Origin of the sequence: Aliikangiella sp. G2MR2-5, assembly GCF_015687155.1 — a bacterium.
Classification (GTDB): Bacteria; Pseudomonadota; Gammaproteobacteria; order Enterobacterales; family Kangiellaceae; genus Aliikangiella.
The window spans coordinates 78,527-103,962 of record NZ_JADPQF010000003.1 but is presented as its reverse complement, the minus strand read 5'-3'; the positions used below and the strand labels follow the sequence as shown (position 1 = coordinate 103,962).

At 43.3% G+C, this 25,436-nt stretch carries 19 protein-coding genes and 5 tRNA genes; 3 read left to right on the top strand and 21 right to left on the bottom strand.

Annotation, left to right across the window (positions count from 1 at the left end; all coding sequences use genetic code 11):
• Nucleotides 1–39 precede the first annotated feature (39 nt).
• The 3 genes from IYN84_RS11015 (at nt 40) to IYN84_RS11005 (ending at nt 2,884) form a co-directional block, all read left to right on the top strand.
• Nucleotides 40–846, top strand: a complete 807-nt coding sequence (locus IYN84_RS11015; RefSeq protein WP_196139277.1) for a DUF1338 domain-containing protein — start codon at nt 40–42, stop codon at nt 844–846.
• Between the two features lie 160 nt (nt 847–1,006).
• Nucleotides 1,007–1,861 carry an Hsp33 family molecular chaperone HslO gene (locus IYN84_RS11010; protein ID WP_196139276.1) on the top strand — a complete coding sequence of 285 codons (855 nt, stop codon included), beginning with the start codon at nt 1,007–1,009 and terminating at the stop codon, nt 1,859–1,861.
• 90 nt (nt 1,862–1,951) lie between these two features.
• On the top strand, nt 1,952–2,884 hold the full coding sequence (locus tag IYN84_RS11005; RefSeq protein ID WP_196139275.1) for an ion channel: 933 nt from the start codon (nt 1,952–1,954) through the stop codon (nt 2,882–2,884).
• Nucleotides 2,885–2,891: 7 nt separating this feature from the next.
• Here the strand turns inward: IYN84_RS11005 and IYN84_RS11000 are convergent, their stop codons facing one another.
• From IYN84_RS11000 to birA, 21 genes are all read right to left on the bottom strand, one after another.
• Complete coding sequence (locus IYN84_RS11000; protein ID WP_210330406.1) at nt 2,892–4,307, bottom strand: diguanylate cyclase; 1,416 nt, start codon at nt 4,305–4,307, stop codon at nt 2,892–2,894.
• A 144-nt stretch (nt 4,308–4,451) separates the two neighbouring features.
• Nucleotides 4,452–5,642: an elongation factor Tu gene (tuf, locus tag IYN84_RS10995; RefSeq protein ID WP_196139264.1), complete on the bottom strand. Its 1,191-nt coding sequence runs from the start codon at nt 5,640–5,642 to the stop codon at nt 4,452–4,454.
• Between the two features lie 52 nt (nt 5,643–5,694).
• Nucleotides 5,695–7,782, bottom strand: a complete 2,088-nt coding sequence (gene fusA / locus IYN84_RS10990; RefSeq protein ID WP_196139274.1) for an elongation factor G — start codon at nt 7,780–7,782, stop codon at nt 5,695–5,697.
• Between the two features lie 47 nt (nt 7,783–7,829).
• Entirely contained in the window at nt 7,830–8,303 is a 474-nt protein-coding gene (gene rpsG / locus IYN84_RS10985; protein ID WP_196139273.1) for a 30S ribosomal protein S7, read from the bottom strand.
• A 232-nt stretch (nt 8,304–8,535) separates the two neighbouring features.
• Complete coding sequence (gene rpsL, locus IYN84_RS10980) at nt 8,536–8,907, bottom strand: 30S ribosomal protein S12 (protein WP_142942590.1); 372 nt, start codon at nt 8,905–8,907, stop codon at nt 8,536–8,538.
• A 217-nt stretch (nt 8,908–9,124) separates the two neighbouring features.
• Nucleotides 9,125–13,348 (bottom strand): DNA-directed RNA polymerase subunit beta', encoded by a 4,224-nt coding sequence (gene rpoC, locus IYN84_RS10975; protein WP_196139272.1) that lies wholly within the window; start codon nt 13,346–13,348, stop codon nt 9,125–9,127.
• 80 nt (nt 13,349–13,428) lie between these two features.
• Nucleotides 13,429–17,499: a DNA-directed RNA polymerase subunit beta gene (gene rpoB / locus IYN84_RS10970; protein WP_196139271.1), complete on the bottom strand. Its 4,071-nt coding sequence runs from the start codon at nt 17,497–17,499 to the stop codon at nt 13,429–13,431.
• Nucleotides 17,500–17,762: 263 nt separating this feature from the next.
• Nucleotides 17,763–18,137 (bottom strand): 50S ribosomal protein L7/L12, encoded by a 375-nt coding sequence (gene rplL / locus IYN84_RS10965; RefSeq protein ID WP_196139270.1) that lies wholly within the window; start codon nt 18,135–18,137, stop codon nt 17,763–17,765.
• Between the two features lie 66 nt (nt 18,138–18,203).
• On the bottom strand, nt 18,204–18,728 hold the full coding sequence (rplJ, locus tag IYN84_RS10960; RefSeq protein ID WP_196139269.1) for a 50S ribosomal protein L10: 525 nt from the start codon (nt 18,726–18,728) through the stop codon (nt 18,204–18,206).
• 325 nt (nt 18,729–19,053) lie between these two features.
• Nucleotides 19,054–19,755 carry a 50S ribosomal protein L1 gene (rplA, locus tag IYN84_RS10955; RefSeq protein WP_196139268.1) on the bottom strand — a complete coding sequence of 234 codons (702 nt, stop codon included), beginning with the start codon at nt 19,753–19,755 and terminating at the stop codon, nt 19,054–19,056.
• A 3-nt stretch (nt 19,756–19,758) separates the two neighbouring features.
• Nucleotides 19,759–20,187, bottom strand: coding sequence for a 50S ribosomal protein L11 (gene rplK / locus IYN84_RS10950; protein WP_196139267.1), 429 nt, complete (start codon nt 20,185–20,187; stop codon nt 19,759–19,761).
• 146 nt (nt 20,188–20,333) lie between these two features.
• Nucleotides 20,334–20,867 carry a transcription termination/antitermination protein NusG gene (gene nusG / locus IYN84_RS10945; RefSeq protein WP_196139266.1) on the bottom strand — a complete coding sequence of 178 codons (534 nt, stop codon included), beginning with the start codon at nt 20,865–20,867 and terminating at the stop codon, nt 20,334–20,336.
• Nucleotides 20,868–20,871: 4 nt separating this feature from the next.
• Nucleotides 20,872–21,246, bottom strand: a complete 375-nt coding sequence (secE, locus tag IYN84_RS10940) for a preprotein translocase subunit SecE (RefSeq protein WP_196139265.1) — start codon at nt 21,244–21,246, stop codon at nt 20,872–20,874.
• Nucleotides 21,247–21,296: 50 nt separating this feature from the next.
• Nucleotides 21,297–21,372, bottom strand: a tRNA-Trp gene (locus IYN84_RS10935).
• Nucleotides 21,373–21,434: 62 nt separating this feature from the next.
• A complete protein-coding gene (gene tuf / locus IYN84_RS10930; protein WP_196139264.1) occupies nt 21,435–22,625 on the bottom strand; it encodes an elongation factor Tu in 1,191 nt (396 codons plus the stop codon).
• Between the two features lie 116 nt (nt 22,626–22,741).
• Nucleotides 22,742–22,817, bottom strand: a tRNA-Thr gene (locus tag IYN84_RS10925).
• Nucleotides 22,818–22,830: 13 nt separating this feature from the next.
• Nucleotides 22,831–22,904: transfer RNA gene (locus IYN84_RS10920), tRNA-Gly, on the bottom strand.
• A gap of 90 nt (nt 22,905–22,994) precedes the next feature.
• Nucleotides 22,995–23,078, bottom strand: a tRNA-Tyr gene (locus tag IYN84_RS10915).
• A gap of 181 nt (nt 23,079–23,259) precedes the next feature.
• Nucleotides 23,260–23,335 (bottom strand) — tRNA-Thr (locus tag IYN84_RS10910).
• Between the two features lie 281 nt (nt 23,336–23,616).
• Complete coding sequence (locus IYN84_RS10905) at nt 23,617–24,423, bottom strand: type III pantothenate kinase (protein ID WP_196139263.1); 807 nt, start codon at nt 24,421–24,423, stop codon at nt 23,617–23,619.
• Between the two features lie 17 nt (nt 24,424–24,440).
• Nucleotides 24,441–25,430: a bifunctional biotin--[acetyl-CoA-carboxylase] ligase/biotin operon repressor BirA gene (birA, locus tag IYN84_RS10900; RefSeq protein WP_196139262.1), complete on the bottom strand. Its 990-nt coding sequence runs from the start codon at nt 25,428–25,430 to the stop codon at nt 24,441–24,443.
• Nucleotides 25,431–25,436 lie beyond the last annotated feature (6 nt).

Genomic DNA, 25,436 nt, shown 5'->3' with positions numbered 1-25,436 from the left:
GCGCCGTTTTCCAGTAGTTATTTTAGATTTAGGTAAGTTATGAGTTCTCTGAAACAGTCAATTGAGCAGGTCTTCGAAAATATGTGGCAGGATTATCTGGCGTTAAACCCAGATGCGTTAAAGATTTTCGAGCTTTTTAGTCAAAAAGATACTGTGGTTAATGACCATGTAGCTTTCAGAACCTTTGGCCTTCCAGGTCTGCGCGTTGAAGATATCGCTCAGCCGTTAATTGAGGCAGGTTATCAGGAAGTTGAAGAATACCACTTTGAAAAGAAAAAGTTACGTGCAAAGCACTATGCACACCCAAGCATGCCTTTGGTTTTTATCAGCGAGTTGATTATTGAAGAATTTTCACGTGAAGCCCAAATCCTGATAAAGCAACTGGCCTCACAAGTGAATATGGAAACGGTCAAATCCCAAGATTTTCTGTATTCAGGTCGCCCCTGGACTTTAGTATCTGACGTCTATGAGAGATTACTTGAAGAAAGTGAATATGCCGCCTGGGTTGCTGCATTTGGGTATCGCCCAAATCACTTTACGGTGTCTATCAACGATCTAACTCAGTTTAAGTCTATTGAAGAAGTAAACCAGTTTGTCAAAGATAATGGCTTTGCACTCAATACTTCAGGCGGTGAAGTGAAAGGGACTCCGGAGTCTTTCCTTGAGCAGTCTTCAACAATGGCTAATACTGTAGAAGTCACCTTTTCAGACAAAAATTTGTCGATTCCGAGTTGCTTCTACGAGTTTGCTTTACGCTACCCGCTAGCTAATGGCGAGCTGTTTAAAGGTTTCATCGCTTCTTCAGCTGACAAGATTTTTGAAAGTACTAATACTAAAGCCGCATAGAACCTTTTAAAGGCGAGCCTGATGGTTCGCCTTTATTCCTTTCCTGCCAGATACTGCAAATATCTGAACTAGCGCACTCTCTTTGATTTCATTTTGGTGACAATGCCCTGTTAAAGGTATAATTGGCAAAATTTCCAAGTTTATAGCTGATACAGTAAATATGTCTGATACTATTCATCGCTTTATTTTTAATGAGCATGGTATTCGTGGAGAAATTGTCAAGCTTGAGGATTCGTGCCAGAGAATGCTCCAGGATCATCATTACCCTCCAGTTTTAGCTGAATTATTGCAGCAATGTGCGGCTGTCAGCGTACTATTGGCGACAACTCTAAAGTTCGAAGGCCAGATATCGTTACAACTTCAAACTCAGGGAATACTGAAGATGATGGTTGTTCAAACCACCAATAACCTCGGCTATCGAGGCCTGGTTCGCTACGACAAAGAAGCCGATTTCAGCGGCAAAGATTTCAAGAGTCTTTGCGCTGGTGGTCAGATGAGCATTACTATCGCTCCCAAAAAAGGTAAGCGCTATCAGGGAATAGTACCTCTGGATGGAGATAGCCTTTCAGCCTGCATCGAATCCTACTTCAATCAGTCAGAACAATTAAAAACACGTATCTGGCTATTTAATGATGAAAACCAGGTATGTGGCCTATTACTACAGGCATTACCAGACATGACCAGTCAAGATGATTTTGAGCACCTGGAATACCTTGCGTCAACCTTGACCAAAGAAGAGTGTCTATCTGTGGACAGCGAAATATTGCTTCATCGCCTGTTTCACCAGGAGAGCATTCAGGGCCTTAGTGAAGAGCCCGTCGGATTCAACTGTGGATGTAGTGAGAAGAAGATGCTCGACTCGATCCGGTTACTGCCAGAAGATGAAATAGAGGAAATTCTCGCAACCAAGGGAAATATTTCGGCTCGCTGTGAATTCTGCTTAAATCAATTTAAATTCACTGAAGTCGATATTAAATCTCAGGGACAACTTCCGGGTAACGAGACACGTCACTAGCCAACCTTTAGCTATGTGTGAAACACTTTTGGTTTATTAAAGCCTTTTGAATAATCTTTGCTATTCTTACCTATTGGAGGCGTAGCAAAGATGGAAAATTCAACAAAGAATGAGAGTCAGGATATATCTGATTGCGATTGGCAAAATCCTGTTCGTGAGCCAATCGAAAACCTGAAAGCAAAGCTAGAACAACGCGCATCCAGCAAAAAACCTATGGAAGGGTTTGCCCTGGCCAGGGAAGACCTGAGAGGAATTAATCTGGTCAACAGGACCTCTAGAGACGGATATAAGCTGGTAAACTCTGATCTCTATCGGAGTAACCTCGAAAATGCTCACTTATTCAAATTAGATCTGTCTGGCAGTTCGCTAATGAAAGCCAATTTGAAAAATGCGAACTTACATTACGCAAACTTGGAAGGCTGCAACCTGCTTGGAGTAAAGTTAGAGGGAGCCAGAATTGAACATGTTAACTGGGGTGAAGAGATAAATCAGGAAGCCCAGGCAAAAATGGCTTCAAGCAGGGAAAATCAAATAGACCTATTTCAACAAGCAGAAGAGATCTATCGTAATTTACGGCAATCCGCCGAACAACAGGGTCTATTTGAGTTTGCCGGACATTTCTTTCAAAAAGAAATGAGGATGCGCAGAAAACAGCTTCCTCGATTTTCTTTTAAGCGAAACTTTTCGAAAATGGTTGATCTATTTTGTGGATACGGTGAGCGCCCAATTCGGGTCATCGTTTTTTCACTGATGATCATTTTGTTTTTTGCGACGCTTTATTTTTTCTCTGGCCTATCCTTTAGCGGTGAATCCTTAGCTTTTAATAGCGATGTCTCTCCATGGGAAAATTTAAAAGTATATTTTAGTGCTCTCTATTTTAGTGTGGTTACCTTCACTACTCTCGGTTATGGAGATCTGGCTCCAATTGGAATCGCACGAGCTCTGGCAGCATTAGAGGCTTTTATAGGTAGCTTTACTCTTGCATTGTTTGTTGTTGTTTTTGTAAAAAAAATGACTCGATAAGCTATTATTACGCACTAATAATTAAGTTTCGGCCTTTATCTTTGGCGATATAGAGAGCTGCATCGGCTCTCTCAAAACCTTGATTAATTGACTCATTCTGTTTTATCTCGGCGATACCAAAACTTGCGGTTATCCGTTCAACCGGTGAGAAATCCTGTTGTTCGATACTTTGTTGGATTCGTTCACATAAGTGATATGCCTCATCCACTTTTGAGTGATTACAAATAATAATGAACTCTTCTCCCCCCCAACGGGTAACAACATCACTATCACGAACGCTATTAATAAGAGTGTTTGAGAATTGTTTTAAAACCTTGTCTCCCTGATGATGCCCAAATTCATCATTGATCTTCTTGAAATAATCAATGTCAATTAGAATCAAGCAAAGTCCAGATGAGCTCTTACGGCGCATATCCTTTACAAATTCCTGATTAAGATAATTTCGATTATACAGATTGGTCAAAGGGTCATGAATGGAAAGATACTCTAGCTTTTTATTACTCTCCTCCAGCTTTTTTCTGAGATTGTCGAGTTCTCTATTTTTTCGAGTTAGCTTGAGGTTAAATTTTTCAACGCTGCGATTCCTGAAATACAGTATGAGCAAAATAACTAGAGCACAGGAGACAACTTGAAGGACTAGCTTGTAGTTGCTTTCCTGAATAATGCGAATATTATTCCAACGCTTAAAGATATCTTGCCGCTGCTGTTCAGTTACCTTTGCAATCGCTGAATTTATTTTCGGTAAGAGCTCAACTCGCTTATGGATAACTCCAAATCTAAGTTTATCTTCAGGACCAGCCCATCCGGCAATTTTTAAATTATTTAAATTCCGACTGTAAATACGACTATTAACAGTCAGCATCGAGCCTACAAAAAGGTCAATCTCTCCGCGCGAAACTGCGAGCAACCCATCCAACTCATTTTTTACTAGTTTAAGATTTACTTCCGGATGGTTCACCTTTATATATTCTGCCAGCCGATAGCCTTCTGGAACAGCTACATTTCGATTGCCAATATGCTCCACACTTTGTAGAAACGGTTCATCTTTTGTTGAAACTAAAACATTTGGGGATTCAAAATAGACATTACTAAAATTTAAAAAGGTGCTTCTTAAAGGCGTTCGATTTAGCAAGGGAGTCGCTTCACACTCTCCACTTCTTAGCTTTTCTAGTGACTCATTCCAACTACTTGTTGCAACCAAAGTAAATATCAATCCCGACATATCAGATATTAGTTCAAGATAGTCCGAAGAAATTCCCACGTGACGACCATCCCGAATAGCCTCATAGGGCATCCAGTCAGGATCAACACAGTAGGGGATTGGTCTGGATATATCTGCAAGTAGTCTACCGGGCAATGTGTAGACACAAATCAATAGAGAAAGTTGGATGAAGATTCGCAGAGTCGTTTTTCCATTATTCACTGTAAAGCCATCGTAACTTTTTGTTAGCTTAAAGTGTAGTTGCGAAAAATCAATGTTTCCAGCAAGTTCAAAAAGAATGCGACATAAAAAAAAGAGCGCTTATAAAGCGCTCTTTTTAGGAAGTTGCCGTGCGGCTAAAATCTATTAAGCGAAGATTTTAGCAACAACACCCGCACCAACAGTACGGCCACCTTCACGAATCGCGAAGCGTAAACCTTCGTCCATCGCAATCGGTGCAATCAACTCTACAACCATCTTGATGTTATCGCCAGGCATTACCATTTCTACGCCTTCTGGCAATTCACAAGCGCCAGTTACGTCAGTTGTACGGAAGTAGAACTGTGGACGGTAACCTTTGAAGAATGGAGTGTGACGTCCACCTTCGTCTTTGCTCAAGATGTAAACTTCTGCTTCAAACTTAGTGTGAGGTGTAATTGAACCAGGCTTCGCTAATACTTGGCCACGCTCAACATCGTCACGCTTAGTACCACGAAGAAGGATACCAACGTTGTCACCTGCACGACCTTCGTCAAGCAGCTTACGGAACATTTCTACACCTGTAACGGTTGTTTTTTGAGTCTCACGAATACCTACGATTTCGATCTCTTCTCCAACGGTTACGATACCTTTCTCAACACGTCCTGTTACAACAGTACCACGACCTGAGATTGAGAATACGTCTTCGATTGGCATGATGAAATCTTTATCGATATCACGCTCTGGCTCTGGGATATATGTATCCAAAGCTTCTGCCAATGCCAAGATTGCTTCTTTACCTAGAGGACCTTCGTCGCCTTCTAAGGCTTTCAACGCTGAACCTTTGATGATTGGCGTGTCGTCACCCGGGAATTCGTATGCATCTAACAACTCACGAACTTCCATTTCAACAAGCTCTAACAACTCTTCGTCGTCTACCATGTCGCATTTGTTCAAGAATACGATGATCTTCGGTACACCTACCTGACGTGATAACAAGATGTGCTCACGCGTTTGTGGCATTGGGCCGTCTGCTGCTGAACATACCAAAATCGCTCCGTCCATCTGAGCCGCACCAGTGATCATGTTTTTAACATAGTCAGCATGTCCGGGGCAGTCTACGTGTGCGTAGTGACGGTTAGCTGTTTCATACTCAACGTGTGAAGTTGCGATGGTGATACCACGCTCTTTCTCTTCTGGTGCATTGTCGATTTCGTCGAACGCTCTTGCCGCGCCGCCAAATGCAGCTGACAATACTGTACACATTGCTGCTGTCAAAGTAGTTTTACCATGGTCAACGTGGCCGATTGTTCCTACATTGACATGGGGTTTGGTACGTTCAAATTTTTCTTTAGACATTACCTTTTCCTCATTGTTGATATTTTAAAAATAAAACTTCAAATTTAATTCATTAATATTTTAGGGAATCTGTGACACTCGCAGGTGCTTCAGCGTACTTACCGAACTCCATGGAGTAGCTAGCACGACCCTGGGTTGCACTACGTAAATCAGTGGCATAACCAAACATTTCCCCTAAAGGAACTTCTGCGCGAATAACTTTTCCTGTCGGATTGTCATCCATACCCTGAACGATTCCGCGACGGCGATTTAAATCTCCCATCACATCGCCCATGTACTCTTCCGGCGTTACAACTTCAACTTTCATTATTGGCTCTAGTAGAACTGGATTTGCTTCCAGAGCTCCTTTTCTAAAGCCCATAGATGCAGCGATCTTAAATGCCATTTCGCTTGAATCAACGTCATGGAAGGAGCCATCGTATAAGGTCACTTTAACATCAACCATTGGATATCCTGAGAAAACCCCTTGATTCATGGCTTCTTCAGCACCTTTGCCTACCGCAGGAATGTATTCCCTGGGTACGACACCACCAACGATTTCGTTAACAAATTCGAAACCTGCGCCTTCTTCTAGAGGCTCAAGTTTCAACCAGACATGACCATATTGACCACGACCACCAGACTGTCTAACAAACTTACCCTCTGCTTCCACCGACTTTCGAATTGTTTCGCGATATGCAACCTGTGGTTTACCCACATTTGCTTCGACTTTAAACTCTCGCTTCATTCGGTCAACAATGATATCCAGGTGGAGTTCACCCATTCCTGAAATAATTGTTTGTCCCGACTCTTCGTTAGTTTCTACACGGAAAGAAGGATCTTCCTGAGCCAGTTTGCCTAGCGCAATCCCCATTTTTTCCTGATCGGCTTTCGTTTTAGGTTCCACCGCAATAGAAATTACCGGCTCTGGAAACTCCATACGCTCTAGAATAATTTTATTATTTCCATCGCAAAAGGTATCTCCAGTGACAACATCTTTAACACCAATCAGTGCGGCGATATCTCCAGCATATACTTCTTTAACTTCTTCGCGGGAATTCGAATGCATCTGAACAATTCTACCCACTCGCTCTTTCTTTCCTCTGACCGAGTTAAAGATCTGCTCACCCGTTTTGAGTACACCAGAATAAACTCGGATAAAAGTCAATGAACCGACAAACGGGTCCGTTGCGATTTTAAATGCCAAGGCAGAGAAAGGAGCTTTGTCGTCAGCAGGTCGGCTGTCTTCAGTTTCTCCATCATCCTTAACGCCTCGAATCGGCGGTATATCAACAGGTGAAGGCATGTAGTCAATAACTGCGTCCAGTACGGCTTGTACGCCTTTGTTTTTAAAGGCACTACCACAAGTGGCCACTACGATTTCATTCGACAGGGTTCGAGTACGAAGTCCTAATTTAATTTCTTCTTCTGATAAGTCACCATTTTCAAGGTACTTATCCATTAGCTCTTCACTTGCTTCGGCTGCTGCCTCTACCATTTTTTCACGCCACTCTTCTGACTCAGCCTGAAGCTCAGCCGGAATATCCTGGTACTCAAAAGTCATTCCACGATCTTCTTCATTCCAGAAAATCGCTTTCATTTTGACCAGATCAATAACCCCTTTAAATTCTTCCTCTGCACCAATCGGCAATTGAATTGGCACTGGATGAGAACCGAGACGATTTTCAATTTGGTCAATAACTCTCAAGAAGTTAGCACCCGCACGGTCCATTTTATTAACGAACACCATACGAGGGACATGGTATTTATTGGCTTGGCGCCAAACAGTTTCTGACTGTGGTTCAACACCTGATGAACCACAGAACACAACCACCGCACCGTCGAGAACTCGTAACGAACGTTCTACTTCAATAGTGAAGTCAACGTGTCCGGGAGTGTCAATAATATTGATGCGATGTTTGTCATATTCGCCGCGCATACCACTCCAGAAAGTCGTGGTTGCAGCCGAAGTAATTGTGATGCCACGCTCTTGTTCCTGCTCCATCCAGTCCATCGTCGCCGCACCGTCATGCACTTCCCCTATCTTATGAGAAAGTCCGGTATAGAAAAGTACGCGTTCGGTTGTCGTGGTCTTACCCGCGTCAACATGTGCGCAAATTCCGATGTTGCGATATAAACTTATTGGAGTACTGCGTGCCATTCAATATCCCTCTTAGCTTTGCGGCAATAGCAAAAGCAAAGTAAAACTTACCAACGATAGTGTGCGAATGCTTTGTTCGCTTCAGCCATACGATGAACGTCTTCACGCTTCTTAACACAAGAACCTCGGTTCTCGATAGCGTCAAGGATTTCACCAGCCAAACGAGCATTCATTGACTTTTCACCACGCTTACGCGCGCCTTCAACTAACCAGCGCATTGCAAGAGCAGTTTGACGTGATGGTCTAACTTCAACCGGTACCTGGTAAGTAGATCCACCTACACGGCGAGACTTAACTTCAACCAAAGGCTTAATTTTGTCCAAACCTTCTTCAAAAATTGGGAGTGCATCTTCAACGTTTTTCTTCTCTTTAATGATATCAAGAGCGCTATAAACGATTTTTTCTGCAACAGATTTCTTTCCATCAACCATAAGAACGTTGATGAATTTAGCTAATAGCTCACTTCCAAACTTAGGATCTGGCAGGATCTCACGTTTGGCGACTACGCGTCTTCTTGGCATAATATAGTTTCCTATGTGTATCTTCAGGCTTTATCCAGGACTTGAGCCCGGACCTTACTCACATCACTTAAGGGATGTTGGTTTACACCCAGCCCAGTTATTCATCCCAAACTCATTGCGAGCTTGGGAAAATACTGTTGGTTAGCTGAATGTCAGTTTGAACGATTAATCGGATTCGACTAATAGTTCCTTTAATCAAAGTAAGTCAAATTTAAAATCTTACTTACCGATATTATTTGGGTCGCTTAGCACCATATTTAGAGCGGCCTTGCTTACGATCTTTCACTCCAGCCAGGTCAAGGTTACCGCGAACACAGTGGTAACGAACACCAGGTAAGTCTTTAACACGACCACCACGGATCATTACAACGCTATGCTCTTGCAGGTTGTGACCCTCACCACCGATGTAAGAAGTAACTTCGAAACCGTTAGTTAAACGAACACGAGCTACTTTACGTAGTGCTGAGTTAGGCTTTTTAGGAGTGGTAGTGTAAACACGAGTACAAACTCCACGCTTTTGAGGATTAGCTTCAAGCGCAGGTACGTTACTCTTTTGAACCACCTTTTTACGAGGCTTGCGTACCAACTGATTAATAGTTGACATTGTTTACAATAACTCCAGCTTTTACTTTAAAAAATAGTACCTTAAACCGCGAACATCTACTTCCGCCCACATTTTAAGGGAGCGGCATTGTAAAGGCCGTGGAATAAGATGTCAAGATGACCACTACAAGATTGTGCAATAAATGCGCAAATCTGGCAGTGGTCAAATTCTCAGAATAAGATCAGGCGGCTAGATAATCTGTCCGCCTTAAAGATTCTTATTCTTCTCCACCTTCCAGGTCAGTAGAACTTAGTGCATCGCTTAGTGCTTTTTCAGCATCTTCTGCAGATACAGTTTCCTCTACCTCGAAGTCATATTCGCCAGATAGACGCTTACGACGCTCTTCATGATAGCTGAGACCAGTACCCGCAGGAATCAAACGACCCACGATAACGTTCTCTTTAAGACCGGTTAGAGTATCTTTCTTACCACTAACAGCAGCTTCGGTCAGTACTCTAGTTGTTTCCTGGAATGATGCAGCCGAAACGAAAGATTCGGTTGCAAGCGAGGCTTTGGTAATACCCATTAACACGCGCTCGAATTGGACCAGATCTTTATTTTCTGCAGCCAGCTTGTCATTGACTTCAAGCACACGGACATATTCCATTTGCTCTCCTTTCAACAACATACTGTCGCCCGGGTTAGTAATATTAACTTTACGCAACATTTGACGAACGATACATTCAATGTGCTTGTCGTTAATTTTTACACCTTGCAGACGATATACATCTTGTACTTCGTTAGTGATGTAGTTAGCTAATGCGCTAACACCTTTTAGACGAAGAATGTCATGAGGATTATCCGCACCGTCAGATACAACCTCACCCTTCTCTACTTTTTCACCTTCGAATACGTTGAACTGGCGCCATTTGTGGATCAGTTCTTCGTATGCATCGCCTTCATTAGGCGTGATAACCAATCGACGCTTGCCTTTGGTTTCCTTACCAAAACTTACAGTACCAGAAATCTCGGCAAGGATTGCAGGCTCTTTAGGCTTACGCGCTTCAAACAGGTCAGCAACTCGTGGAAGACCACCAGTGATATCCCCGGTTTTTGAACCTTCCTGAGGAATACGTGCGATCGCTGTACCGACACCAACTTCAGAACCATCTTCGATGCTAACGATAGCGTTTACCGGCAAGATATATTGCGCTGGCATATTAGTTCCAGGGATCATTAACTCTTTGCCTTTGGCATCGAATAGCTTGATCATCGGACGCATATCATTTGCCTTAGTACCAGTACGCTTAGATTCAGTAATTACCAATGAGCTCAAACCGGTTAGTTCATCAGTCTGACGCGTCATATTCACGCCTTCGACAACGTCCACTAATTTGATGGTACCAGCGATCTCAGTGATGATTGGGTGAGTATGTGGATCCCAGTTAGCAACTATATCACCACCGTTAACCGCAGCGCCGTCATTATGCTCAAGCACAGAACCGTAAGGTACTTTATATCGCTCACGTTCACGACCGTATTGGTCTAACAAGGTTAACTCTGTAGAACGTGATACGATAACCAGCTTGTTGTCATCACGAGTTACGTATTTAGCATTATGTAGCTTCAGAGTACCGTCATTCTTCAACTGTACGTTGTTTTCAGCACTTTGTCTCGATGCCGCCCCACCAATGTGGAAAGTACGCATGGTAAGCTGTGTACCCGGCTCACCGATTGACTGTGCCGCGATTACACCAATTGCTTCACCAATGTTAACTTTATGTCCGCGAGCCAAATCACGGCCATAACATTGCGAACAAACACCATTACGTGTTTCACAGGAGATTACCGAGCGAACAACAACCTGGTCGACACTGTTTTCTTCCAGGGTTTCTACCCAGGCTTCATCCAACAATGTTCCAGCTTCACAAAGTACTTCGTCCGTACCTGGCTTGTAGATATGCTCAGCATTTACACGCCCCAATACACGCTCACGCAGTGGCTCGACAACGTCTCCCCCTTCAATCAGCGGAGTCATTGTCAGACCTTTTTCAGTACCACAATCAACCTCAGTGACAACCAGGTCTTGAGCAACATCCACCAGACGACGGGTCAGATATCCTGAGTTCGCTGTTTTCAATGCAGTATCAGCCAATCCTTTACGAGCACCGTGAGTTGAGATGAAGTATTCAAGTACGCTTAATCCTTCACGGAAGTTCGCTTTGATTGGACTCTCAATAATCGAGCCATCTGGTTTAGCCATCAAGCCACGCATACCTGCGAGCTGACGAATCTGTGCGGCACTACCACGAGCACCGGAGTCAGCCATCATATAAATAGAGTTAAATGATTCCTGCTTAACAGTTTCGCCTTCGGCGTTGACTACATCTTCATGACTCAAGTTATCCATCATCGACTTGGCAACCTGCTCATTTGTATGTGACCAGATATCAACTACTTTGTTGTAGCGCTCACCTTGAGTAACCAGACCAGAGGAGAACTGGTCTTCAATTTCACGAACTTCTTGTTCAGCTGCTTCAATGATGGTTTTCTTCTCGTCAGGAATAACCATATCGTCAATACCAACAGAAGAACCGGAAAGCGTTGCATAATTGAAACCGGTATACATTAACTGGTCAGCAAAAATAACGGTATCTTTCAAGCCCAATTGACGGTATGCCTGGTTAATCAAGTTAGCAATAGCTTTCTTGGTCATTTTTGCATTAACCAGCTCGAATGGAAGTCCTTTTGGTACGATTTCGAATAACAAAGCTCGACCAATAGTAGTTTCAACCAATGACGTTGTTATTTCTTCCTGACCATCTTCATTAAGAAGACTTTGTGTCATACGAACTTTCACTTTTGCATGTAATGCAGCTTTCCCCGTACGGTAAGCTTTCAACGCTTCTGCGGTGTCGGCAAATACCATGCCTTCACCCAGGTCGTTAATTTTTTCACGCGTCAAATAGTAAAGACCAAGAACAACGTCCTGAGAAGGAACAATGATAGGCTCCCCAGATGCAGGCGAAAGTACGTTGTTAGTTGCCATCATCAATGCTCGAGATTCAAGTTGAGCCTCGATAGTCAATGGAACGTGTACTGCCATTTGGTCACCGTCAAAGTCAGCATTGTAAGCCGCACAAACCAGAGGGTGTAACTGTATTGCTTTACCTTCAATCAATACAGGCTCAAACGCCTGGATACCTAATCTATGAAGTGTAGGTGCACGGTTTAACAGTACCGGATGTTCACGAATAACTTCTTCCAGAATATCCCACACGATTGGCTCTTCGCGTTCAACCATTTTCTTGGCTGCTTTAATTGTCGTAGCTAAACCACGTAACTCAAGCTTTCCGAAAATGAAAGGCTTAAATAGCTCCAGCGCCATTTTCTTAGGAAGACCACACTGATGAAGTCGCAAAGTAGGTCCAACCACGATGACCGAACGACCAGAATAGTCAACACGCTTACCCAGAAGGTTTTGACGGAAACGACCTTGCTTACCTTTGATCATATCAGCCAAAGATTTAAGTGGACGCTTGTTAGAACCTGTAATTGCTCGGCCGCGACGACCATTATCTAATAGCGCGTCAACAGCTTCCTGAAGCATACGTTTCTCGTTACGTACGATAATGTCAGGTGCGTTCAAATCAAGCAGACGCTTCAAACGGTTATTACGGTTGATAACTCGTCTGTACAGGTCATTCAAATCAGAAGTTGCGAAACGACCACCGTCCAAAGGAACCAACGGACGTAAATCTGGTGGCAGAACAGGTAAAACTGTCATGATCATCCACTCAGGCTTGTTACCAGACTCGATAAAAGCTTCAAGAAGCTTTAAACGCTTGGTGTACTTTTTCAGCTTGGTTTCTGAGTTAGTATTCGGGATCTCTTCACGAATAGTTCTTGCTTCTTCTTCAATATCAATCTGAGTTAAAAGCGCCATTACCGCTTCAGCACCCATTTTAGCGTCAAACTCGTCGCCGAACTCTTCCAATGCGTCAAGGTAAGATTCTTCACTTAGAAGCTGACCACGCTCTAGCGTTGTCATGCCAGGCTCTGTTACCACAAATGCCTCGAAATAAAGAACACGCTCGATATCACGTAAAGTCATATCCATCAAAAGACCGATACGGGACGGCAGAGACTTCAGGAACCAGATGTGTGCAACCGGACATGCAAGATCAATATGACCCATACGCTCACGACGCACTTTGGCAAGTGCAACTTCAACGCCACACTTTTCACAAATGACACCGCGATGCTTTAGACGCTTGTATTTACCGCAAAGACACTCATAATCTTTAACCGGTCCAAAAATTTTGGCACAGAAAAGTCCGTCTCTTTCTGGTTTGAAAGTACGATAGTTAATAGTTTCCGGCTTTTTGACTTCGCCGAAAGACCAGGAGCGGATCATTTCTGGTGACGCCAAACCAATTCGAATTGCATCAAATTCTTCAGTTTGGTTTTGCTGTTTAATAAAGTTTAATAAATCTTTCAATTTTTTCTCCTCCCGGAGTGAAATTAAAACTGGTGGTTAATTGCCGGCGCCTAACTTGCGCCGGCCGCTCCGCATTTGTATTAGCTTTCCTGCTCAAGCTCGATATTAATACCAAGCGAGCGGATTTCTTTAACCAATACGTTGAAGGATTCAGGCATACCTGGATCCATGCGGTGGTCACCGTCAACAATATTTTTGTACATACGGGTACGGCCATTAACGTCATCTGACTTAACCGTAAGCATTTCCTGAAGTGTATGAGTCGCCCCATAAGCTTCCAGAGCCCAGACTTCCATCTCCCCGAAACGCTGTCCACCAAATTGAGCTTTACCACCCAATGGCTGTTGCGTAACCAGACTGTAAGAACCGGTCGAACGAGCATGCATTTTGTCGTCTACCAAGTGGTTCAATTTCAGCATATACATGTAACCAACAGTTACCGGTCGATCAAAGCGATCACCTGTACGACCGTCGTATAACCATGACTGACCAGAACAGTCTTGATCAGCAAGCTCTAACAAATGCTTAATCTCAGACTCTTTGGCGCCGTCGAAAACTGGAGTTCCCATAGGGACACCTTTTCTCAGGTTTTCAGCCATGTTCATGACTTCATCATCAGTTAGAGAGTTCAGATCAACTGTCGCCTCTTCTCTGTGGTTATAAACTTTTTCCAAAAATTCACGAGTTTTCTGAACAGTAGCTTGCTGCTCGATCATCTCGTCAATCTTGCGGCCTAAGCCTTTAGCTGCCCACCCTAAGTGAGTCTCAAGTATCTGACCAATGTTCATACGAGACGGTACCCCGAGAGGGTTCAGAACAATATCAACCGGCTCGCCATTTTCCAGATATGGCATGTCTTCAACAGGAACAATGTTAGAGATAACCCCTTTATTTCCGTGACGACCCGCCATCTTGTCACCTGGCTGAATACGACGTTTAACCGCCATATAAACTTTAACAACTTTAAGAACGCCAGGCGCAAGATCATCGCCTTGAGTAATTTTGACACGCTTAATTTCAAGCTTTTTGTCGTACTCTTTTTTCTGTTCTTCAAGGTTAGCCGCCAAAGCTTCAATTTGCGTTTGAAGTTCTTCATCACGCAACTGAATTTCCAACCATTGCTCAGCACCAACTTCGTGCAAATATTCTTCAGTAAGGGTAGTACCTTTTTTCAGCTTGTTAGGACCTTTTTCGGCCACAGCGCCATTTAGAATTTTAAATGCACGGCTTTGGATATTACCTTTAAGGATTGCCAGCTCATCATTCAAGTCTTTCTTGGCTCGAGCGATTTCTGATGCTTCAATATCTAGTGCTCGCGCGTCTTTTTCAACGCCGTCACGAGTGAATACTTGAACATCAATAACAGTACCAACAGTTCCAGAAGAAACTCGTAAAGAAGTATCTTTTACGTCACTGGCTTTCTCTCCGAAGATAGCACGAAGGAGCTTCTCTTCAGGAGTCAATTGAGTCTCACCTTTAGGTGTAACTTTACCAACCAGAATGTCACCGGCTTTAACTTCGGCTCCAACATAAACGATTCCCGACTCGTCCAGTTTAGCCAGAGCACTTTCACCGACATTTGGAATATCTGCGGTGATTTCTTCAGCACCTAACTTGGTATCACGAGCGATACAGGTAAGTTCCTGAATATGAATACTGGTGAAGCGATCTTCTTTTACAACATTTTCAGAGATAAGAATCGAATCCTCAAAGTTGTAACCATTCCAAGGCATAAACGCGATTTTCATATTCTGACCAAGAGCCAATTCACCGAGATCGGTAGATGGGCCGTCAGCCAAAACATCGCCTCGACCAATTTCATCGCCAACATTTACGATTGGACGCTGATTGATACAGGTGTTTTGATTAGAACGGGTGTATTTGGTCAGATTGTATATATCGACACCAGCTTCACCACCAATAGTTTCGTCATCGTTAACTCTTACTACGATACGAGAAGCATCAACGAACTCGATTACACCACCACGTTTAGCGGCAACAGTAACGCCAGAGTCTACTGCAACGGTACGCTCCATTCCTGTACCAACTAGCGGTTTGTCAGCCCTTAAAGTTGGAACCGCCTGTCGTTGCATGTTCGATCCCATCAAGGCACGGTTCGCATCATCATGCTCAAGGAATGGAATCATCGATGCAGCAACCGATACGATTTGCTGTGGTGAAACATCCATATACTGAACATTTTCAACAGTAGTTAATGTAAATTCGCCTTGATAACGACAAGAAATCAGGTCTTCAACCATTCTACCGTCATCATCCAGAGCAATATTTGCCTGTGCAATGTAGTACTTGCCTTCATCGATAGCAGACAGGTAATCAATTTGATCAGTAGCCTGACCATTCTCAACTCGACGATAAGGAGTTTCAAGGAACCCATAATCGTTAGTTCTTGCATAACATGATAGAGAGTTAATCAAACCGATGTTCGGCCCCTCAGGCGTTTCGATTGGACAAACACGGCCGTAGTGAGTAGGGTGAACGTCACGAACCTCGAAGCCTGCGCGCTCACGAGTTAAACCACCCGGGCCTAAAGCAGAAACACGGCGCTTGTGAGTAACTTCCGAAAGCGGATTGTTTTGGTCCATAAACTGCGATAACTGGCTAGAACCAAAGAACTCTTTGATCGCAGCAGAAACAGGCTTAGCGTTGATTAGATCTTGCGGCATCAGATTGTCAGCTTCAGCCATCGAAAGTCGCTCTTTAACAGCTCTTTCAACACGAACCAGGCCAACACGGAATTGGTTTTCCGCCATCTCACCTACGCTTCTAATACGACGGTTACCCAAGTGGTCAATATCATCAACTTCGCCCTTACCGTTACGAATATTAAGCAAGGTAGTTACTACATCGATAATATCCTGTTTGGAAAGAGTACCTTCACCTTCGTCAGAATCACGACCAACTCGGCGATTGAACTTCATTCGACCAACGCGAGATAAATCATATCGTTCGTCAGTGAAGAATAAGTTTTCAAACAATGCTTCTGCAGACTCTTTGGTTGGTGGCTCACCAGGACGCATCATTCGATAAATTTCGATCAAAGCTTCCAAAGGACTATTGGTTGGATCGATGCGTAAGGTATCCGATATATAAGGACCACAATCAAGGTCGTTAGTATAAAGCGTTTCAAATGAATGAATTTCAGCTTCGATTAACTTATTGATTAATTCTTCGGTCACTTCAGCATTAGCTTCAACCAAAACTTCGCCGGTTTCTTCATCAATAATTTCTTTAGCGATCGCTTTACCAATCAAGAATTCAGAAGGAATTTCTATCTTGTCAATCCCTGCTTTTTCCAACTCCTTGATGTGACGAACAGTAATTCTTCGACCAGCTTCAACAATGACTTTTCCACGCTTACCTTTGATATCAAAGTTAGCTGTTTCTCCACGAAGCCTTTCTGGAATAAGCTCCAGAGTAAAGATACCGTCTTTATCCACTTCTACCTTATCGGTGTCGTAGAACATTTCGAGCATTTCAGGCGTGGTATATTCCAGCGCTCTTAATAATATGGTCGCAGGTAATTTACGTCGTCTGTCGATTCGAACAAATAGACAATCTTTCGGATCAAATTCAAAATCCAACCAGGAACCACGGTAAGGGATAACACGAGCGTTATATAACAACTTACCCGAAGAGTGTGTTTTTCCTTTATCAGAATCAAAGAAGACACCAGGACTTCTATGAAGCTGAGAAACAATAACACGCTCAGTTCCGTTAATAACAAAAGTACCGTTTTCAGTCATCAATGGCATTTCGCCCATGTAAACTTCTTGTTCACGAACTTCTTTGATATTTTTATTTTTACTTTCTTTATCGTAGATGACCAAACGGATCTTCACTTTTAGTGAAGCAGAATAGGTAACGCTGCGAATTTGACATTCTTTCACGTCAAAGACCGGCTCACCTAGCGAGTAGCTAAGATATTCCAGAGCAGCTGAACCAGAATAGCTAGTAATAGGAAATACTGACTTAAAGGCTTTCTCTAAACCAGAATTAACGATATCGTCTTCATTCAAAAACGAGCGGTAAGAGTCTAGTTGAATCGCCAATAAATAGGGGACGTCCAACACTCTTTTATTAAGACCGAAATCCTTACGGATTCGCTTTTTTTCAGTATATGAATATGCCATCTGGGCTCCTCAGTTAGCTTTCATTCATGTTTTTTAGTCAATTCTTGATACGATAAAACTGACTAATCACGCGCGACTAATGTTTTATACACTGCGGCGTCCTCCCCGCGACCTGTTGATATTCGCAACTCCATCTGTCAGTTTCTATCAACAAGCTCGTATCAATCTAGTGGTTAAAACATCAGTTATTTAAACGGCAAAACGGCCGGGGACAAATTTGCCACCAGCCGGATTGCTTAAAGCTTGGTTTGTCGTGAAATCAATTACTTGATTTCTACTTCAGCACCTGCTTCTTCAAGCTGCTTTTTAACGTCTTCAGCTTCTTCTTTAGAAACACCTTCTTTCATAGGTGTTGGGCAGCCTTCAACAGCTTCTTTCGCTTCTTTCAGACCTAGGCCAGTGATTCCACGAACAGCTTTGATTACTGCAACTTTGTTAGAACCGAAGCTCTTCATGATTACGTCGAACTCAGTCTGTTCAGCAGCAGCAGCGCCACCGTCAGCTGGAGCAGCAACAACAGCAGTAGCTGCAGCAGCAGTTACACCGAATTTTTCTTCCATTGCTTCAACTAGTTCAACAACTTCCATTACTGACATTTCAGCAATTGCATTTAAGATATCGTCTTTAGAAAGAGCCATTACTCATTCTCCTGGGTAAATTATTTAAAACTAAAAAAATAAATTGTTTATCGTGTCTCGATACGATTACGCTGCTTTTTGATCTTTGACCGCCGCGATTACTCGAGTAATACGCGATGGGAACTCGTTCAATGTACGTGCCAGTTTGGTAACCGGTCCGTTCATTACGCTCATCAAAGAAGCAATCGCTTCGTCTTTGGTTGGTAGCTTAGCTACGGCTTCTAATTTCTCAGGGCCGTGTAACTCGCCGCCAACTGCAACTGCAGTGGTAACCAACTTATCGCAATTTTTTGCAAAATCACGGATCAGTCTTGCTGCAGCGCCAGGCTCTTCTAGTGAAAAAGCACTAATAACCTGACCGACTAAAGCGTCATTCAAACAAGCAAACTCAGTATCTTCGACAGCACGTTTAGCAAGAGTGTTACGAACTACTCGTAAGTAGACTCCACTCTCACGGGCCTTTACACGTAGCGCAGTCATATCTTCAACTGTCATGCCACGGTACTCGGCAAGAACCGCAGATAAAGCTGTTGAAGCTATTTCGTTAACTTCAGCAACAATCTGCTTTTTACCTTCTAGTCCAAGTGCCACGTCGTTCACCTCTTAAAAGGTCCGATTAATTCATAGAACTAATCAGAGAGTTTACAAAACAGAGAGAAAACAACCATTACTTCTCTCCAGTGTAAAACGGTGAACCGCCCAGAAATCTGAGTCGGGTAACACCGTCTGCGTAGGCTAAGTTTTAAGACCATTCTTTTATTCACCTCGTAAAGGCGTACTACAAAAAGAATTTTCACCTACGGTCTAGGACGGGATTTAACTGTTCCTTTCATTGCTATCATTCAATAGCGCTACTCAGTACAGTTAAATACCCAAGCTCTCAGGCCGCACAAGTGTACGACCCTAGAACTAATTCTTAGTCCTTGATGTCTACAGTTGCAATATCAACTGCAAGACCAGGACCCATAGTTGAACTTAAAGCCAACTTTTTGAAATAAGTACCTTTTGCAGAAGCAGGCTTTGCTTTCTTAAGTGCACTAACTAGAGCACCAAGGTTTTCAGCCAGTTGCTTTGCGTCAAAGCTTACTTTACCAACAGTCGCATGGATAATACCGCCTTTGTCAGTACGATACTGGACCTGACCAGCTTTAGCATTTTGAACTGCAGTTGCAACATCAGGAGTTACAGTACCAACCTTTGGATTAGGCATTAGACCACGAGGTCCAAGAATTTGACCTAACTGTCCAACAACACGCATTGCGTCCGGGCTAGCAATAACTACGTCAAAATCCATATTGCCTTTCTTAACTTCTTCAGCCAAATCTTCCATACCAACTAAATCAGCACCAGCTTCTTTAGCAGCTTCTGCATTTGGACCTTGAGTGAATACAGCAACACGAACGTCTTTACCAGTACCGTTAGGAAGTACAGTAGCACCACGAACAACCTGGTCAGATTTTCTTGGGTCAACGCCAAGGTTAACCGCAACATCAACAGATTCGTTGAACTTCACGTTAGAAACTTCTTTGATCAACTCGATAGCTTCTTCAACCGTGTAAACTTTAGTTTTGTCAACTTTCTCGTTGATTAACTTTTGTCGCTTAGATAATTTAGCCATCGATTAACCCTCCACGTCTACGCCCATTGAACGAGCTGTACCCGCCAATGTTCTTACTGCTGCATCAAGATCAGCTGCTGTCAAATCAGGCTCTTTTGTATTAGCAATTTCTTCTAATTGAGCACGAGTGATCTTGCCAACTTTTTCAGTATTTGGACGACCACTTCCAGACTTAAGACCTAGCGCTTTTTTGATCAAAACAGACGCAGGAGGAGTTTTAGTAACGAAAGTAAAACTACGATCGCTATAAACTGAGATAACCACCGGAATAGGCAGACCTTTTTCTACCTTTTCTGTAGCCGCGTTAAACGCTTTACAGAATTCCATGATATTAACACCATGCTGACCCAGAGCAGGACCAACTGGTGGACTAGGATTCGCCATGCCGGCGCCAACCTGTAGCTTAATATAAGCTTCGACTTTCTTAGCCATATTTCACCTCTTAGTGGGTTCAAACGCTCAGCTAAACTATAAACAGCTCAACAAAGCTCCCCTTTTTTTTAACGTAAAAAAAACACCCACAGCTATAGTAAGCCGTGGTGTTTAATCGAAACTGTATTACTCTTTATGGGTGAGTATTACCCTTTTTCTACCTGACTGAAATCAAGTTCAACCGGGGTTGAGCGGCCAAAAATCATAACCGATACATGTAGGCGGCTCTTTTCGTAATTCACTTGTTCAACAACAGCGTTGAAATCAGCAAATGGGCCATCGATAACACGAACCGACTCACCTGCTTCAAATAGCGTCTTAGGTTTCGGCTTATCAGTAGACTCTTCAAGGCGATTCAAAATTGCATCGGCCTCTTTTTGACTGATAGGCGCTGGACGATCACTGGTTCCACCAATGAACCCCAATACTCTTGGTGTTTCTCTAACCAAGTGCCAAGCTTCGTCGCCCATTTCCATTTCAACTAATACATAGCCAGGAAAGAACTTTCTCTCACTCTTGCGTTTCTGACCAGCTTTCATTTCAACAACTTCTTCTGTCGGAACGAGAATCTGACCAAACTTGTCTTCCAAACCATGTAGTTTAACGCGCTCTTCGAGAAGGTTTCTTACCTTGCTCTCAAAACCTGAGTAGGCTTGTACTACATACCATCTAAGCGCCATTGAATTACCCTTTAATGGTTAGGAAGTTAATAATTCTAACAATAATAGCATCCATACCCCAAAGTAATAGTGAAACCAGAGCAACGGATACGATAATAATCAAGGTAGTTTGAATAGTTTCTGCTCTTGTTGGCCATACAACCTTTCTAGCCTCTATACGAGACTCTTTTGCAAAAGCTAAACCAGTCTTACCTTTAGCCGTGGTAAAGCCAATACCTAAACCTACAGCAACCAGAGCGACAATAACACCGGCACGAACCAAAACAGAACCATCAACTAAGTAATGATTAGCATAAACCGCCGCAGCTAAGGCAACGATTGCCAAAATCCACTTAATAGCATCAAACGATGATGATGGAGCTTGTTCTTGTGCACTCATAGGTGTTCAACCAGAATAAAAATTAATAATCGCTACTTAAAATAATGCAGTGGCAGGCCAAGAGGGACTCGAACCCCCAACCTGCGGTTTTGGAGACCGCTGCTCTACCAATTGAGCCATTGGCCTGCATTATCAGGTAGGTCAGAAGACCTACCTGTAAACACTAAACAAGTTACTAAATAATCGAATTAAGCGAAAATTTTAGCAACAACACCCGCACCAACAGTACGGCCACCTTCACGAATCGCGAAGCGTAAACCTTCGTCCATCGCAATCGGTGCAATCAACTCTACAACCATCTTGATGTTATCGCCAGGCATTACCATTTCTACGCCTTCTGGCAATTCACAAGCGCCAGTTACGTCAGTTGTACGGAAGTAGAACTGTGGACGGTAACCTTTGAAGAATGGAGTGTGACGTCCACCTTCGTCTTTGCTCAAGATGTAAACTTCTGCTTCAAACTTAGTGTGAGGTGTAATTGAACCAGGCTTCGCTAATACTTGACCACGCTCAACATCGTCACGCTTAGTACCACGAAGAAGGATACCAACGTTGTCACCTGCACGACCTTCGTCAAGCAGCTTACGGAACATTTCTACGCCTGTAACGGTTGTTTTTTGAGTCTCACGAATACCTACGATTTCGATCTCTTCTCCAACGGTTACGATACCTTTCTCAACACGTCCTGTTACAACAGTACCACGACCTGAGATTGAGAATACGTCTTCGATTGGCATGATGAAATCTTTATCGATATCACGCTCTGGCTCTGGGATATATGTATCCAAAGCTTCTGCCAATGCCAAGATTGCTTCTTTACCTAGAGGACCTTCGTCGCCTTCTAAGGCTTTCAACGCTGAACCTTTGATGATTGGCGTGTCGTCACCCGGGAATTCGTATGCATCTAACAACTCACGAACTTCCATTTCAACAAGCTCTAACAACTCTTCGTCGTCTACCATGTCGCATTTGTTTAAGAATACGATGATCTTCGGTACACCTACCTGACGTGATAACAAGATGTGCTCACGCGTTTGTGGCATTGGGCCGTCTGCTGCTGAACATACCAAAATCGCTCCGTCCATCTGAGCCGCACCAGTGATCATGTTTTTAACATAGTCAGCATGTCCGGGGCAGTCTACGTGTGCGTAGTGACGGTTAGCTGTTTCATACTCAACGTGTGAAGTTGCGATGGTGATACCACGCTCTTTCTCTTCTGGTGCATTGTCGATTTCGTCGAACGCTCTTGCCGCGCCGCCAAATGCAGCTGACAATACTGTACACATTGCTGCTGTCAAAGTAGTTTTACCATGGTCAACGTGGCCGATTGTTCCTACATTGACATGGGGTTTGGTACGTTCAAATTTTTCCTTAGACATAAATGCCTCCAAAAGAGTTTAACAATTTCTAACGTTAAGAATATTAGCCTTTAAAGGACACAAATGCCCAAACATAGCTAAACCCAGAACAACAATCGATTGCTCCGGGTAGAAAATGGTGCCGATATCCAGATTCGAACTGGAGACCTCACCCTTACCAAGGGTGCGCTCTACCAACTGAGCCATATCGGCAGTTTGTTCGAACTGGAGCGGGTAGCGGGAATCGAACCCGCATCATCAGCTTGGAAGGCTGAGGTTCTACCATTGTACCATACCCGCCGCTTCAAACTTTTCGTCAGCAGACGTTAAGCACGCTCGTCACAACAAACAAAAGCAATAGATAAGATGTTAATCTTACTTATTCTAAAATGGTGGTGGGGGGTGGATTCGAACCACCGAAGCTTTCGCGTCAGATTTACAGTCTGATCCCTTTGGCCACTCGGGAACCCCACCGAATCATTTAACCAGCTATAACTTTCTACCTAGCTGGGAGCCGCGATTCTGACAAGTCATGACATAAATTGCAAGACATTTTGACGAATTCTACAGCTAGTATTTTGCCTCAATAATCAAAGCCTCAACGACCTTTATATTAAGACAAGGAGCCTTCTATTTAAGGAACACTCCAAAAAAATGGTGCCGACTGAGGGATTCGAACTCTCGACCTACTGATTACAAGTCAGTTGCTCTACCAACTGAGCTAAGTCGGCTATATCCACATGCTTTAAACGGGTCTGCTCAAGCAGGGAGCGCGAATTCTAAATACTTCTTCAGAAATGATCAACGGGTTTTTCCAGTTTTTTTTGTTTTTTTTAGGAATGTCACGTATATCCTTGATAATTAAAGAAAAAGTAAATTATCTGAATTTCTGGTATTGTCCTGACGTCAAAGAGTAATGCCCATTACTCCCGTAAGCAAGGGAACCCCAAAAGTACCCGAAATCAGATTTACTGACCAGATAACAATCAAACGACTATTTTCTATACAGAAATTAACCAAGGCTTTTTGAATCGAGGAAAGCAAGAATCAACCCTTCGAAGACCAAACTCGGTAAATATTCCATGTCTCCTCTGGCACTAAAAGAACTGAATAGTGGTTGTTCAATCCAATATTTGGCCCCGCCACCAAGCAAGAGCCAGTAGCTCCGCGGATAACTGCTATTTACTCTTTCAATCAGGAGGTTCAGGTATCCTTCAATTGCACAATCAACTCCATATTGAACACACTGGTAGGTAGAAGTACCAAGAAATACCTGATTCGACTCTATCTCTTCACTTGAAGGCCGTACTTTGCCGGTTAATTTCAAACTCTCCAGCATCAGGTTTTTGCCCGGAAGAATTTGTCCACCAAGATGTTGACCAACCTGTACCAGATCCAGAGTAATAGCGGAGCCAATATCCAGGATAGCCAGAGTTTTTACCGGATCAGCTCCTTGACTGTGCTGAGCTAATATACGCTCATGTCCGCCAAGAACCGCGAGCCAGCGATCTGCGCCCATTTGTTGCGGGTTGGAATAACCACAATTAACACTATTAGTCTGCTTTTCTGTTTTCGCAAAAAAGAGCGCCCGGACTTTTGGCTGCAAGAGTGATTTTAGTAGCAAATTATCTTTGTCAGCTCTAACCGAGCACACCAATACTTGATCAAGGGACTCCGGTAGCACACTCATCAACTCATGCGGGCTATCGCAATGCCCTACATCTGCATATGAATCGATAATAACCTGAGGCCCTTTTTCCAGTGAGCCGATTAACATGTACTTCAGATGAGTGTTGCCCCAGTCAATCAATAGATTCATGATTATCGTCTCTCTGGTTACGCCATCTTTTTACGCAGGCTGACTTCTCCTGAGTGGAACAATCGAATCCCATCGACCGTTTGCACTCTAAGAGCTCCATTCGCTTCTATTCCGACTTCTTTTCCACTAACCACTTCATTGGTTAACATTATATTCACATCCCTTTGATACATAGCACTGTATCCTTGCCATTTAGTACTAAAATGACTAAACCCATTTGTCAAATAGTCAACAAGTGCAGCGTCTAATTCGCAAAGTATTTCTGTCAATATTTGCTGACGACTCGCAGACTTGACCAGTAACTGCTTAAGGTTAATCCATGGCTGATCAATCAACTCTCCCTGAAAGTTCTGCATATCCCAGTTAATTCCCACGCCAATATTAAGAAAACTGGTATCATTGGTTTCTCCACTGGCCTCAACCAAAATTCCTGCCAGTTTATGATCATCTACCATCAAGTCATTCGGCCATTTAACTTTCACACGATCATTGGTAAACCGATTAAGCGTTGAACAAATACTCATGCCTACAACCAGGCTTAGCCCTCCTAAAGCACTTAAACCAAGCGGCAACTCAACACCGATGGAAAAATAAAGATTCGCCGCAAACGGAGAAACCCAGGAGCGACCTTTTCTACCTCGACCTGAAGTCTGGTGCTCGGCAATACAAACTCGTCCATACCCCGGAGACTTTTTCCACTCTTCAGCAAGAAAGTTGGAGGTGGAATCAATCGATGCGTGCAGGATAACATCGTTAAAAAGCTCATTATTTTTTAATGATAACTTCAACTGCTGCTGATCAAGTAGCTCCAGACCACCCGGTATCTGGTAGCCTCTACCTCGAATTGAATAAACAGTCAGCTGCCAGCTCTCTATCTTCTGGATCAGCTTCCAGACAGCAGTTCTCGACACACCAAGCTTTTCAGCAATTGACTGACCTGAATGAAACTTTCCGTCAGATAACAGTTTCAATAGCTTTTCAATTCTTTGTTGAGTTTTCTTTGTCATCCCTAT

Excerpts from the sequence above, each read along its gene's own strand:
- rpoB (WP_196139271.1), bottom strand. The coding sequence starts at position 17,499 with ATGGCATATTCATATACTGAAAAAAAGCGAATCCGTAAGGATTTCGGT.
- secE (WP_196139265.1), bottom strand. The coding sequence starts at position 21,246 with ATGAGTGCACAAGAACAAGCTCCATCATCATCGTTTGATGCTATTAAG.
- birA (WP_196139262.1), bottom strand. The coding sequence starts at position 25,430 with ATGACAAAGAAAACTCAACAAAGAATTGAAAAGCTATTGAAACTGTTA.
- nusG (WP_196139266.1), bottom strand. The coding sequence starts at position 20,867 with ATGGCGCTTAGATGGTATGTAGTACAAGCCTACTCAGGTTTTGAGAGC.
- tuf (WP_196139264.1), bottom strand. The coding sequence starts at position 22,625 with ATGTCTAAGGAAAAATTTGAACGTACCAAACCCCATGTCAATGTAGGA.
- fusA (WP_196139274.1), bottom strand. The coding sequence starts at position 7,782 with ATGGCACGCAGTACTCCAATAAGTTTATATCGCAACATCGGAATTTGC.
- IYN84_RS11015 (WP_196139277.1), top strand. The coding sequence starts at position 40 with ATGAGTTCTCTGAAACAGTCAATTGAGCAGGTCTTCGAAAATATGTGG.
- rplL (WP_196139270.1), bottom strand. The coding sequence starts at position 18,137 with ATGGCTCTTTCTAAAGACGATATCTTAAATGCAATTGCTGAAATGTCA.
- rplA (WP_196139268.1), bottom strand. The coding sequence starts at position 19,755 with ATGGCTAAATTATCTAAGCGACAAAAGTTAATCAACGAGAAAGTTGAC.
- IYN84_RS11010 (WP_196139276.1), top strand. The coding sequence starts at position 1,007 with ATGTCTGATACTATTCATCGCTTTATTTTTAATGAGCATGGTATTCGT.
- IYN84_RS10905 (WP_196139263.1), bottom strand. The coding sequence starts at position 24,423 with ATGAATCTATTGATTGACTGGGGCAACACTCATCTGAAGTACATGTTA.
- IYN84_RS11005 (WP_196139275.1), top strand. The coding sequence starts at position 1,952 with ATGGAAAATTCAACAAAGAATGAGAGTCAGGATATATCTGATTGCGAT.
- rpsL (WP_142942590.1), bottom strand. The coding sequence starts at position 8,907 with ATGTCAACTATTAATCAGTTGGTACGCAAGCCTCGTAAAAAGGTGGTT.
- rpsG (WP_196139273.1), bottom strand. The coding sequence starts at position 8,303 with ATGCCAAGAAGACGCGTAGTCGCCAAACGTGAGATCCTGCCAGATCCT.
- tuf (WP_196139264.1), bottom strand. The coding sequence starts at position 5,642 with ATGTCTAAAGAAAAATTTGAACGTACCAAACCCCATGTCAATGTAGGA.
- rplK (WP_196139267.1), bottom strand. The coding sequence starts at position 20,187 with ATGGCTAAGAAAGTCGAAGCTTATATTAAGCTACAGGTTGGCGCCGGC.